13 protein-coding genes are annotated in these 12,456 nt (G+C 56.2%); 9 read left to right on the top strand and 4 right to left on the bottom strand.

The annotated features are described in order from the left end of the window. The first annotated feature begins 174 nt into the window (after positions 1-174). Entirely contained in the window at positions 175-387 is a 213-nt protein-coding gene (locus ACIQU2_RS05345; protein WP_403139197.1) for a hypothetical protein, read from the top strand. 165 nt (positions 388-552) lie between these two features. Here ACIQU2_RS05345 and ACIQU2_RS05340 read toward each other — a convergent pair whose 3' ends face one another. Beyond that, positions 553-2,643, bottom strand: coding sequence for a TonB-dependent receptor (locus ACIQU2_RS05340; protein WP_403139194.1), 2,091 nt, complete (start codon positions 2,641-2,643; stop codon positions 553-555). A 253-nt stretch (positions 2,644-2,896) separates the two neighbouring features. On the opposite strand from ACIQU2_RS05340, the gene ACIQU2_RS05335 reads away from it, so the two are divergent. From ACIQU2_RS05335 to ACIQU2_RS05320, 4 genes are all read left to right on the top strand, one after another. Next, positions 2,897-3,568 (top strand): DsbA family protein, encoded by a 672-nt coding sequence (locus ACIQU2_RS05335; protein WP_403139191.1) that lies wholly within the window; start codon positions 2,897-2,899, stop codon positions 3,566-3,568. Between the two features lie 251 nt (positions 3,569-3,819). Next, the gene (locus tag ACIQU2_RS05330; RefSeq protein WP_403139186.1) at positions 3,820-5,103 is read left to right on the top strand and encodes an OprD family porin; all 1,284 of its coding nucleotides are present in this window, start codon (positions 3,820-3,822) and stop codon (positions 5,101-5,103) included. Positions 5,104-5,309: 206 nt separating this feature from the next. After that, positions 5,310-5,720 (top strand): MbcA/ParS/Xre antitoxin family protein, encoded by a 411-nt coding sequence (locus tag ACIQU2_RS05325; protein ID WP_033058347.1) that lies wholly within the window; start codon positions 5,310-5,312, stop codon positions 5,718-5,720. Then, positions 5,720-6,397 (top strand): RES family NAD+ phosphorylase, encoded by a 678-nt coding sequence (locus ACIQU2_RS05320; protein WP_403139181.1) that lies wholly within the window; start codon positions 5,720-5,722, stop codon positions 6,395-6,397. Before ACIQU2_RS05325 ends, ACIQU2_RS05320 begins: the two co-directional genes overlap by 1 nt. A 69-nt stretch (positions 6,398-6,466) precedes the next feature. Here ACIQU2_RS05320 and ACIQU2_RS05315 read toward each other — a convergent pair whose 3' ends face one another. Next, positions 6,467-6,748 carry a DUF3077 domain-containing protein gene (locus ACIQU2_RS05315; protein WP_056745530.1) on the bottom strand — a complete coding sequence of 94 codons (282 nt, stop codon included), beginning with the start codon at positions 6,746-6,748 and terminating at the stop codon, positions 6,467-6,469. Between the two features lie 494 nt (positions 6,749-7,242). Between ACIQU2_RS05315 and ACIQU2_RS05310 the strand changes: the two genes are divergently transcribed. Beyond that, positions 7,243-7,428 (top strand): hypothetical protein, encoded by a 186-nt coding sequence (locus ACIQU2_RS05310; protein ID WP_403139174.1) that lies wholly within the window; start codon positions 7,243-7,245, stop codon positions 7,426-7,428. Positions 7,429-7,481: 53 nt separating this feature from the next. Here the strand turns inward: ACIQU2_RS05310 and ACIQU2_RS05305 are convergent, their stop codons facing one another. Beyond that, positions 7,482-7,805, bottom strand: coding sequence for a helix-turn-helix domain-containing protein (locus ACIQU2_RS05305; protein ID WP_403139171.1), 324 nt, complete (start codon positions 7,803-7,805; stop codon positions 7,482-7,484). A 221-nt stretch (positions 7,806-8,026) separates the two neighbouring features. Between ACIQU2_RS05305 and ACIQU2_RS05300 the strand changes: the two genes are divergently transcribed. From ACIQU2_RS05300 to ACIQU2_RS05290, 3 genes are read left to right on the top strand one after another with little or no spacing between them, the layout of a single operon-like run. Beyond that, complete coding sequence (locus tag ACIQU2_RS05300) at positions 8,027-8,248, top strand: 4-oxalocrotonate tautomerase family protein (protein WP_046045533.1); 222 nt, start codon at positions 8,027-8,029, stop codon at positions 8,246-8,248. Next, positions 8,245-8,901 (top strand): DsbA family oxidoreductase, encoded by a 657-nt coding sequence (locus ACIQU2_RS05295; RefSeq protein WP_403139165.1) that lies wholly within the window; start codon positions 8,245-8,247, stop codon positions 8,899-8,901. The genes ACIQU2_RS05300 and ACIQU2_RS05295 overlap by 4 nt, the downstream gene beginning before the upstream one ends. A gap of 43 nt (positions 8,902-8,944) precedes the next feature. Next, a complete protein-coding gene (locus ACIQU2_RS05290; protein WP_046045535.1) occupies positions 8,945-9,655 on the top strand; it encodes an SDR family NAD(P)-dependent oxidoreductase in 711 nt (236 codons plus the stop codon). Positions 9,656-9,948: 293 nt separating this feature from the next. On the opposite strand, the gene ACIQU2_RS05285 is transcribed toward ACIQU2_RS05290, so the two are convergent. Further along, positions 9,949-12,321 carry a TOTE conflict system archaeo-eukaryotic primase domain-containing protein gene (locus tag ACIQU2_RS05285; RefSeq protein ID WP_403139158.1) on the bottom strand — a complete coding sequence of 791 codons (2,373 nt, stop codon included), beginning with the start codon at positions 12,319-12,321 and terminating at the stop codon, positions 9,949-9,951. Between the last annotated feature and the right edge of the window lie 135 nt (positions 12,322-12,456).

Raw genomic sequence — 12,456 nt, 5'->3', positions numbered from 1 at the left:
AGCCCGCAGCCCTTCAGGACCGCGGGCTTTTTTGTATCCGCTTGTCGACAGTTTCTAAACCTTGGCACAGCTCTTGTATCTCTCCTGGTGTAAAACAGGGAGGGAGAGAACTGCGATGTTCTGTCATAAACCTTGGATAAGTTAGCCGCTCACACACCAGGAGAGAGCGCGGAAATGAACGCCGAAATGAATGTAGTGAGCGAACGGGCGTTGCATCCCCTGGCAGTAAACAGCGATTCACTCCAGATCCTGGCGCACTGGTTGAAGTCCAATGGAACGCGTCAGATCAGAGAACCTGATCCGCGCCGGATGATGATCGAGCGCTACCCCGCTGGTTTATTCAGCGAAGCGGAGCTGGAAGCGTTGTGGGATGTGATGGAAGGATAAGAAGAAAAACAACGGATTGGTAAAAGCGCTGCCGGGATGGCGGCGCTTTTTTTTTGCCAGTTGGAAAGGGTGGCGCCTGTCAGCACGCCAAGATCGCAGCCTGCGGCAGCTCCTACACCGATCTATGTAGGAGCTGCCGCAGGCTGCGATCTTTTGATCTTGCCCTTAAAAGCTGTAGGTCCCGGTCACGACCAGGCTGCGCGGTTCACCCGGCTGAATCTGCGCCGCGCTGGTGGCCGACGAGTAATAGGTCTTGTCGCTGATGTTGTTCAGCGCCGCGCGCAAATCCCAATCCTTCTGCCGGAACCCGGCCAATGCATCCCAACGGCCATAACCCGGCAGGACGGTGGTGTTGAGGTTGTCGGCATAACGCTGGCCTACCAGGGTCAGACCGGTTTCAGCGTACCAGCCCATTTCCGGCTTCCAGGTCAGGAACAGGCTGCCGTTATGCTTGGCCACGTTGCTGATGCGTTTGCCTTCAAAGCCGTTGTTGTCCTTTTCGACCGTCGCGTCCTGCACACCCACGCCACCGCGCACGTACCAGTTGCCGGCGATTTTGCCGGTGCCAGTCAGCTCTATCCCGCGGGAACGTTGCACGCCGGTCATCAAGGTGACGGTCGGATCGTTGGGATCGCTGGTACGGCGGTTGTAGAGTTCCAGTTCGTAGATCGCCAACGTGGTGCTCAGGCGATCATCGAGCCAGTCGCTCTTCACGCCGATTTCTTTTTGCTTGGTCAGCTCGGGACTCAGGTCGTTGCTGTTGCCGGCGGCGCCTGGGGTGATGCCGATCAAACCACCGCCGACCGGGGAAAAAGTCTTGGTCCAGGAGGCGTAGAAGGAATGATTCTGCAGCGGCGTCCACACCAGTCCTACACGCGGGCTGGTGCTATGGCTGTCGCGATCTTCGGAAATGTCCCGCAGCTTGTTGGTCGACTCGATGTCGAAGGTGTCGTAACGCAAACCCGCCAGCAGTTGCCATTGATCGTTCAGACGCAGTTGATCCTGCACGTACACCGCACGGCTTTCGACTTCGGTGTGAGTGCTGCTGGAAACCTGCATCCGTCCGGTATGGCGCAAATTGCGGTCGGGGTTGTACAGGTCCAGTGCCGGCACCGGCTGAGTCCCGCGTCCGGTGGCCGCGTTGTACAACGTAGGGTCGCGCCGCTGGCTGCCGATTTCGATGCCGGTCAGCAAACGATGTTCAAGGCCGAACGTGTCGAAACCGCCTTCCAGTTCGACGTTGTTGTAGACGTTGCGGGTGGTCAGGTCCTGTTGCCAGTGCTGGCGCGTGACCTTGTTGGTCGCCGGGGTGTAACCGGTCAGGTAGGTGTTGTCGAAATCGCTGTTGAGCTTGAACACGCCCAGGGTGTGGCGCAGCTGCCAGTTGTCGTTGAGCTCATAACTGAGCTTCGAGCGCAGGGATTGCGACTTGTCGTCGATGAAATCGTGCTCGCTGCCGTAGGTCGTATCCCGTCCTACGTCCGCCGGGCGCCCGTTTACACCGGGGATACCGCGATCCGGCGTACGGTTGTAGCGGCTGTATTCGTACTGCACCAGCCAGTTCAGGTCCGGCGTCAGTTGCCAGCTCATCGACGGAGCGAACAGTTGGCGATTGCCGCTCACGCCATCGCGGAAGCTGTTTTGATCCATGTTGCCCATGTTCAGGCGCAGGCTGATGTTCTCGCTCGGGTCGGTGCTGAGGTCGGCGTAGAGGCTGCGCAAATCATCGCTGCCGCCCTGGGCCTCGAGGGTCGAGCGGCGACCGAATTCGGGCAGTTTGCTGACCCGATTGACGATCCCACCCTGACTGCCACGGCCATACAAAACAGCGGCCGGGCCTTTGAGGACTTCGATGCGTTCGATGTTGTGCAAATCGCGCACGTATTGGCTGTCGTCGCGGATGCCGTCGAGGTAGAAGTCGTTGCTGGCGTCGAAACCGCGGATGCGCAGGCTGTCGAAGCGAGTGTCGGCGCCGCTGCTGACGTTGGGGATGCCGCTCAGCGCGGTGCCCAGATCGTTGGTGCCGTAATCCACGACGTTCGCGGTTTTAATCGAGTCGATGGCTTGTGGAACGTAGCGCACCGGCGTGGCGGTGCGGGTCGCGGTGCTGGTTTCCTTCACGCGCGGGTCATCGGCTTCAACTTCGGCGCTGATCGACGTCTCGGGTAAAACGGTGGTGGCGGCGCAGGCAAAACCGGCAGAGAGAAATGCAGAAAGCCCGAGGGTGACGGGCGTGAGGCGAAAGGGGGCAGGCATCTGAAGCGCATCCGAAAGGGTGGAGAAATTCGAGGGTGCGAATGGTAATGCTTGTTATTTACTTCCGTTAATTATTCTTGAAAGGTTTCGCTGTTTGATTATTTCGAATTGTGTCGAGATGGCTACAGTGGGCGGTGAGGTCATTTGACCGATTCATGAAACAGACTGAAAGCCATTGCAGCGTTTTTCAGAAACGGGCGGAGGACTAATCTGCCGGCATCTCGTTTTCCTACGCTTTTGCCGGAGTCTTCCCATGATCCTTCACTACATTTACGACCCGTTATGCGGCTGGTGCTATGGCGCAAAACCGCTGGTGCAAGCCGCTCAGGCTGTGTTGCCAGTGATCGCCCACGGCGGCGGCATGATGACCGGCGCTAACCGCCAGACCGTCTCGCCACAACTGCGCAACTACGTGATACCCCACGACCGGCGCATCGCCGAGTACACCGGCCAGCCGTTCGGCGAGGCGTATTTCGAAGGATTGCTGCGCGATGAGACAGCGGTGTTCGATTCCGCACCGCCGATTGCCGCGGTGCTGGCAGCCGAGCAGATCGCCGGCCGAGGACTGGAGTTGCTGGGGCGTTTGCAAAGTGCTCACTACGAGGAAGGTCGACGTATTGCCGATGAAGCTGTGTTGTTAGAACTCGCGAAAGACATCGGTCTGGAACCTCAAGCGTTCCAGGCTGCTTTCAAAGAAGCTGAAACCGATCGCCACATCAAGGACAGTCGAGCACGCTTGGCCGAAGTCGGCGGCCAGGGTTTCCCGACCTTCGCCCTGGAACACAACGGCCAACTCACCCTGATCGATATCGGCCCGTGGCTCGGCAAGCCGCAAGCCTTCGCGGCATGGCTGAGTCAATCGCTTCGCGCACAAGCGTCGTCATCGGAGCTTCAAGCCTGTGGCCTCGACGGCTGCGCCCATTGACGTCGACAAGTGATTTCTTAGACGTTTTCACCTATTTACAGACGATTCATGAAATTGACACATGGTTAAGGACGCGGCTAGGATTCGCCCCACGCCTGTGGCTAACCGCCATGACTCATAAAATAACAAAAAGGCCCGCCACGATTTCTTCGTGTGCGGGCCTTTTTGTTTGGGGTGAAAAAAGAGTGCGATAGCGCCGTTTCAGCCGTTCGACACAGCGCGTATCAACCGGTCATAAGGAAAAGAACAACATGTTGAACAAGCGAATCAGCCTGATCGCTCTGGGGATGTTGAGTGCTACACAGGTCATGGCTAACGACCAGGCCGAATCCAAGGGTTTTGTTGAAGACAGCAGCCTCAAAGTGCTGCTGCGCAATGCCTACATCAATCGCGACAAAAAAAACGGTAACGATGACCAGCGTGAATGGGGTCAGGCTGCCATCGGCACCTACACCTCGGGCTTCACCCAAGGTACCGTCGGCGTGGGCGTTGATGCCTTCGGTCTGTACGGTTTGCGTCTGGACCGTGGTAGCCACAGCGGCGGTCAAGGCATCGACTTCTTCAAGGAAGGCGACAGCGGTAACCCGGCCGGCGATCTGGCCAAAGCCGGTGGCGCGGTAAAATTCCGCGTATCCAGCACCGTCCTGACTTACGGCGACCAGATGCCGACCTTGCCGGTATTGAATTACGACAACTCTCGCCTGCTGCCAGAAAGCTACACCGGCACCCTGATCACCTCCAAGGAGATCAAAGGCCTGGAGCTGAACGCCGGTCGCTTCACCGCCGAATCGCGCAAAAGCGCTGAAGGCCATGACAGCGGCGGTTTGAAGTCGATCAACGTGTTAGGCGGTAGTTACCAGTTCACCGAACAGTTCAAGGCTGCGCTGTACGCCTCCGACGTCGAAGACGTGTTGAAGAAGCAATACGTGAACGCCAACTACGTGTTCCCGATCGACAAGGATCAGTCCCTGACGCTGGACTTCAACGGCTACCGCACCAAGCTGGAAGATTCCTACGTCCGCGACAGCGATGCCACCGGCGACGACAACAAAATCTGGAGCCTGGCCGCCACATTCGCCACCGGCGCGCACTCGTTCACGCTCGCCCACCAGCGCAGCACCGGCGACAGCAACCTCGGCTACGCCTACGGCGGCTACCAGAAAGATCAAGGTCGCGTCGGCGACGGCGGCAACACCATCTACCTGGCGAACTCCTACTGGTCCGACTTCAACGCCGAAGACGAACGCAGCTGGCAGCTCGGCTACGGCCTCGACTTCAGCACCTTCGGTGTTCCAGGCCTGAGCTACAACTTCGCCTACGTGCGCGGCGATAACATCACCACCTCCACCAGCGAAGGCGGTACCGAGCGCGAAATCTTCAACCAGTTCAAGTACGTCGTGCAAAGCGGCCCGGCCAAAGACTTGAGCGTGAAACTGCGCAGCTCGATCCTGCGTGTTTCGCAGAAATCGAGTGAGTACAACTCCAGCGGTAACGAAGTGCGTGTGTTCGTGGATTACCCGATCAACATTTTCTGATGATCGGTTGCACCATCGAGGCCTGATGCAAGGCTGAGAAAGGAAGCCCCGACTGGTTCGGGGTTTTTTTGTGGGCGCGATTTAGCTCAAGGGAAACCGTGATCGTCGAAAAGCCTTAGAAAATCCGTAAGCGAACAAAAATTTAGAACATATTCGGATCTGTACTACTCTGAAGGCACAACCCTTTGCCCGAAGGAGTCCTTCCAATGGCCACTTCATCTCCCGTGCGCACCGCTCCCCAAGAGCTCGACACCCCGGAAGCCGGCCGTGTGGCGCTCAAGTTCTTCTTCAACCTGATGGAGCGTTGGGGCTGCACCGCCGAAGAACAGCGCACGCTGCTGGGCAAAGTCGGCAACACCACCTTCTATAAATACAAACACCTGCCGCCCAATGTGCGTCTCCCGCACGACACCCTGGAGCGCATCTCCTACCTGATGGGCATCCACAAAGCCCTGAGCATCATCTTCAGCAACAACCGCGACCGCGCCTACAAATGGGTCAGCAGTCCGAACACCGCCGCGCCGTTCAATGGTCAATCCGCCTTGAGCTACATGCTGGCCGGCCGGGTGGTGGACATCGCTGACGTGCGTCGCTACCTCGATGGCGTCCGCGGCTGATGGCCCCGGAAGTCGTGCTCCCCGAGTGGAACCGTGCTTATCGGATGATCAACAGTGCGTTCCCCCCGATCACCCTGTTTGAAGACGTGCTCGACCCTGAAGACCTGCAAACCGCCTACGCCCTGGAAGCCCTGACCAACGACCGGTTGGTGCAAGAAGCCGGCGTGCTCTCCCGTGTGCTGCCCGAAGACCGAATCTCCGGCCCCGGCTCATCACCGGTCATGGCCGCGTTCACTCACATCGGCAAAACCAGCCGCTTCACCGACGGCACCTACGGCGTCTACTACGCCGCCAGCAGTCAGGCCGCCGCCATCGCCGAGACGAGCTATCACCAGGAACGCTTCCTCGCCGCGACCAACGAGCCCGACATCGAGTTGACCCTGCGCACCTACGTCAACAAAGTCGTCAAACCGATGCATGACGTTCGCCAACACTACCCCGAGCTGCACAACCCGGATCCTGACGCATATGGGCCGTCACAAGCGTTTGCCCGTCAACTGCGTGAAACCTTGTCGTGGGGGCTGCTTTACAACAGCGTCCGGCTGCCCGGCCATGAATGTGTCGCTGCGTTTCGTCCGCCGGCCGTTTCGATTCCGAAGCAAGGCAAGCACATTCGATATGTGTGGAGTGCGAGCAGTCGGAAGATTTCGTTTGTGTTTGAGGTCAGCGAGGTGTGAGTCGGAAACTGGAAAGCCCCGATTGATCGGGGCTTTTTTACGCGTGCGGCTTGGGTCTACATAACGACGTCACTGGTTACGATTGTTACCCGGTGCATCGAGTACCTTCGCTACGTCATCGATGATCGCCTTACTCATATCCTGCAAAAAATGCGACGCCCAGGCATGCCGGTCGGTGTCGCGGACCATGGCGGCGTCTGATGCGAGAAGTTTGGCGATGTGGAGCAGGTCGGAGGCGTGGGAGAGGGCCTGGATGACCGGGACGCCGGCGTTGATGCGGAATAGCGGTTGGTTGGCGTGGTAGGAGAAAGGGGTGAGGCCGATGGTTTTCAGGTCTTGGGGGTTGGTCATTGGGCACCTCCGGTTTTTGGGCGGTGGTGGGTAATCAGTGAAGCAGAATTGAAAATTATGGACGGATCGATAGCGGGCATTAGCAAAAACTCCTGAATCAAAGTTAGAGCTACCACGTTCGTTATCAGGCGAATGGGTGGCAGCTATGCGCGGGCTGATAAACCGGAGATACAGGAACCCGGCAGACCCGAAGGTCTCCCACGCACAGCCGCCATTACACGGAAATGCAGGCACAAAAAAACGCCAACAATCGTGATTATGGGCGCTTGTGCGCCTGTATCTTACTCGGGTTATCAGGCCCGGTCGCTGAATTGGCAGCGACGGGTTGAAGGTAGCTTGAGAGGGACAGATGCGCAATCGTGGCTAGGTGGTGGCGTGGGGGAACGTTTTAGTGATTTTTATGGCTGGGCAATAATTATTGGCCAGCCATAATTTTCTTAATTTGAAGAAGGCGTGCTGATGTCCTTGCGGACTTGCTGAAGGAGATATCAGGAATGGACATTGAATTGGATAAGTTTCAAAAGGATTTGCTGGAATCTGTACGCGAAATGAATGAGAGCCAAACGCTTCCAATCGCTGAGGGGAGGCCGTTAACGAAGGAACGCATCGACTCGCATATGTCGTCTCCAGCGACACGTTCTAATAACGTGTCGCTGAAAGTGAAAAAAAGCGACACGTAACAAGACGGACTACATCAGAAGGGGCTGAGTCCTACTGCAAAATCGCACAACGTCTAGCAGGCGTTAGCTTGTGAAATTACGATCTGAGGCAAAGCCCCGGCATCATTGGATGGCAAAGTAAAAGTCGTTCGAAAGCCGAGTTTATCCAACATGTCCATCATTGCATCGATCGTAAATTTCTCGATCTTGCCAGTGGTGAGTTCTGAGGCGCGTGATTGGGTCACGTTCAACCTGGCTGCAGCCTCACTTTGTTTGAGGCCCAGGGTTTTGATGTAGTCGGTGATGAATATCGATAGCTCCATCTTCAACGCTTTTTTGCTAGCGACTTCGCTGTCATGCGTGACATGGAATGGGCTGTCGAAAAATTGAACTGCCATGAACGCCTCCCTCCTTTGAGTTATCTAAAATTTGCGATAAGCGCAGGCTAGTCGATTGATCGTTTTTGATGCAAACGTATTGGGTCTGCGAGACAAAACTCATTACACCAAGTAACTAATGATGTTCCCGCCCCCACCTTTATCCCCTCCAGCTAACTCCCTACATTGAACTCCAACGCCTACCCATTCATTCCGAAGGGAAGGTCACTTGGAGATTCCTCATGCCTTTCGTAAGCGTACGCATCACCCGCGATGGCGTTACCTCAGAGCAGAAAGCTCAGGTGATCGCCGAAATCACTGAAACCCTGGAACGCGTTCTCAACAAGGACCCGCACCTGACCCACATCGTGATCGAAGAAGTCGACACCGATAACTGGGGCTACGCCGGCATCACCACCACCCAGTACCGCAAGCAACTGGCTGAGGCGGAGGGGCAGTCATGACCGCGACCGTCTCCATCGATTTCATCTCCGACGTGGTGTGCCCGTGGTGCGCCTTGGGCGCGACGGCGCTGGAGCAGGCGATCGAGAACGTGGCGGGTGAAGTCTCGGTGGAGCTGACCTACAAGCCCTTCGAGTTGAACCCGGACATGCCGGCAGTCGGCGAAAAAGCGGTTGAGCACTTGATGCGCAAATATGGACGAACCGCCAAAGACGTCGCCGCCGGCAAAGCGATGCAGATCGCTCGCGGTGAGGCCATTGGCTTCAAGTTCGATCTGGAGAAGCGCAGCCACTTCTACAACACGTTTGATACTCACCGGTTGTTGATGTGGGCGTTGCAGGAAGGGCGGCAGGTCGCACTGAAGAAAATCCTGCTGCGCGCTTACTTCACCGACGGCCAGAACCCGAGCGATCGCGAGACGCTGGTTCGTCTGGCTGTTGAAGCAGGACTGGATGCGGCAGGTGCTCAAGAGGTGTTGGCGTCCGGAGCGTTTGCCAAGGAAGTGCGTGAGCTTGAAGCGTTTTACCGCCAGCGCGGCATCAATTCGGTTCCGGCCATGGTGCTTAACGGTCGTCACCTGGTGTCCGGTTCGCAGTCGGTCGAGTACTACGAACAGATGTTGAGACAAATGGCGAAGGCCCCCGCCGAAGCCTGATTACTTACTTTTTCAAACCATCATTTATTAGTTGAGGTTCATCATGAGCAATTCGAAAAAAGTCATCGTTATCACTGGCGCCTCCCAAGGTCTCGGCGCAGGCATGGTCAAGGCGTTCCGTGATCTGGATTACAAGGTTGTCGCCACTTCGCGTTCGATCAAACCGTCCACCGACCCGGACATCCTCACCGTGGCGGGCGACATCGGCAACCCGGAAGTCGCCCAGCAAGTCATCCGTGAAGCCATCGCACGTTTTGGTCGCATCGACACCCTGGTCAACAACGCCGGGATCTTCGTTGCCAAACCGTTCACCGCTTACACCCCGGAAGACTACGCCGCAGTGCTGTCGGTGAACCTGAACGGTTTCTTCTACATCACCCAACTCGCGATCACCGAGATGGAAAAACAAGGAAGCGGCCACGTCGTCAACATCACCACCAGCCTGGTGGACCACGCCATCGACGGTGTGCCGTCGGTACTGGCTTCGCTGACCAAAGGTGGTTTGAACGCGGCAACCAAGTCCCTGGCCATCGAGTACGCCAAGCGTGGGATTCGGGTGAATGCGGTTTCCCCGGGCATCATCAAGACGCCGATGCATGGCGAGGAAACTCATGAAGCGCTGGGGAATTTGCACCCGGTCGGGCATATGGGTGAGATCAGTGATATTGCGCAGGCGGTTGTTTATCTGGATAGCGCCAACTTTGTTACTGGCGAGATTCTGCACGTTGATGGTGGGCAAAGCGCGGGTCACTAAGGCCTGGTTTTCCAAACCCCGAAAACAACAAAGCCCTCGTATTTCTACGAGGGCTTTGTTTTGTATGGTGCTGCGGCACCAGGAGTCGAATAATTTCATAAGCTATTGAATTAGCTGATTAATACTTAAAGGTTTGTGCGACTCTACCTCTAAAGCTACCTCAAGGTCCTCGTACGCCTGAGGATCTTGCTTGACGTGACTAACGGCGAAGGGCCGGAGTTGCCCCCACAGCGGCCGGTCATTCGTCTATGAGATTTGGGCCGTTGATGTGTCAACTGTCAACCACGTTAGAGTTAGAGTAGGTCCATGGTGGCCATGGAATCAGCCATGCGGTAGCCCATCGCTTTGTAACCCGCCTGGCGCTTATCCCACATCCTCATCAGCGCGACATTACCCTCGTCAACGAAGTCGATCACTCGCACGTCGGCCTTATCGGCATGTGATCGATGCAACCGCCCCGCATATTGCTGAAGGATTCCCTTCCATGAGATGGGCATTGCCAGCACCAGCGTGTCCAACGGCGGATGATCGAAGCCTTCACCTACTAGTTTTCCTGTTGCCAACAGCACTCGTGGAGCATCAGGGGGAAGGGACTCAAGCTCATGCATACGGGAAATTCGCTGTTTCTTAGGCACTCGCCCATGAAGCGTGAAAAGGTTATGCACGCGCTGCTTCAATTCTAATTCAAGGGCATCCACATGTTCCGTCCGCTCCGTTAACACTAGAATTTTTCTACCCTCGTTGTACGCCAGCTCAATCTCCGAGACGATTCTGGCTGTCCGCTCAGAGTCGTCGGCTAGACGCCGAAAAACGTCCTGAATCCCAAAGCCGTCGGGGACCACTATTGGTTTGGGCAGCAATCGAGGCACGACAGAGAGGTCATGGGGCGCACTCGCTGGTCGAGCAGCAGTATGTCGGATCGGTCCGCACTGCATGAAAATAATGGGCTGCTGCCCGTCTCGGCGCACTGGGGTTGCTGTGAGCCCCAGTACGTACCGCGCGGTAGCGCTCCTCAGTAGTGCCTCGAATGACACTGCTGATAGGTGATGACATTCATCAACGATGATCTGGCCGTAATTTTTTACCTGATCGCTGATCTCGCCTTTTCGCGATAACGACTGCATTACGGCAATGTCGATGATGCCGGTAAGCTTCGCTTTTCCGCCTCCAAGAGTACCAACGACACCATTCCCGACTCCCAAGAACGCCTGCAAGCGCTCTTGCCACTGCCTTAACAGTTCCGTCCGATGCACAAGCACCAACGTGTTAATGCCACGTGCGGCAATCAACGCAGCAGCACTCACCGTTTTACCGAAAGCTGTCGGTGCGCAGAGGATACCGGTGTCATGACTTAGCATTGCGCTGACAGCAGCCTCTTGGTCAGAACGCAGGGTCCCGAGAAAGCTCACGTCGATGGGGTCGCCCGCGAAGCGTTCGTCTTTAAGAATAGGGGCAACCCCGTTTTCCTCTAAAAGCTCCAGCACAGCATCCAAACAGCCACGTGGTAACGCAATATGTTTGGGGAAGTTCTGAGCACAGCCGATAATCCTTGGCTTGTTCCACACTGACATGCGCATGGCCTGAGCTTTGTAGAACTCAGGATTTTGAAAGGCAGCGAGCCGGACAAGCTGGTTTGCCAATGGCTGTGGCAATTCCGACTTTTCAAAGTAAATTAAGTTAGCCAGCGTGATGTTGACAGCAGCAGGCAACGGGCATGTCAATTTACGTGATCTCGATTCACGATTTTTCCAAGGTACTGCATCACCTTCGTCATCGACATAGGCGACCCCTAGAGGGTCCCGATTACCCATCGCCTGGATAATAACGGGCTGGATATCTTCTGGACTCAAGCGCTGAATCGATGCCAGGAAGGCCCATTGATCAGGATGAGGCTCAAGCGAGTCGTCTACAAAAACGCTATTGTTTTGGGCCCTGGCCCGCTTTTGTAAAGGGAGCGCGATGAGATTTCCAAAGCCGCCTTTGGGCATATAGTCCTGGTTTGGAAACAGTCGATCATAGGAGCTGAGCGCCAACTGGCGGGTGCGCTCACAGGCATGACTGATGATTGCGGCACCGAGGCGGCGCGCATCGCAGGCAGGGACATTACGCTCAAAGAAAATCCAGCCATGAGCCCCTTGGCCTGAGCGCGATATTTCCAGCGCCACCGGGACGTTCAGCTCATGGCATGACTGCACAAAAGCTTTGGAATCATCACGCCATTCGGCCTCATCGAAGTCGACCGCCAAAAAATAACAAGTGTCATCAGAGAGTAGGGGGTAGATACCAACGACCACTTCGCCCGCCAGATGGCGATAGACCACCTCATCGGTCAGCGGAAGCAGCTGGCGGTTACCGCAGTCGCCACATTTAATTCGGGGCTTCTCACAAACGCCAGGCCTCCATTCGTTTGCGCAAGCGGGTGCGTATCCTGATTTGCCTGCCTTGCTTTCCCAGCGGATGGGATAAACGTCCGTCCTACCACGAAACAAGCTTCGGAATAGGGCAAGCTTCCCTTCAGTATCGAGTTGCTGTGATTGTTCTGCTTGGACAATCGCTATCTTGACTGGCTCAGCAGGCGGGCGCCAATCGATGCCATGAGCATCCAGCAAGGCAACCAATCTTGCATTCTCAGCCCTTAGCTTCGCCACCAGACTACTGTCTATCACCGCCTTCAGCCTCTACGTCTCAGTTGAAGCCTGTAGCCTCGAGCTACAACCCTCAGTCCATCAGTAAAACATAGAGGTTATCAAACAACAGAGGTTTGGTTCAGGAGCTCAAGAGGTCCGCCCTAATCCCAATCA

Source organism: Pseudomonas sp. NPDC098740 (assembly GCF_044760065.1).
GTDB lineage: Bacteria > Pseudomonadota > Gammaproteobacteria > Pseudomonadales > Pseudomonadaceae > Aquipseudomonas > Aquipseudomonas rossensis.
The sequence above is the reverse complement of the archived record's forward strand: the minus strand, read 5'-3'. Positions and strand labels throughout refer to the sequence as shown.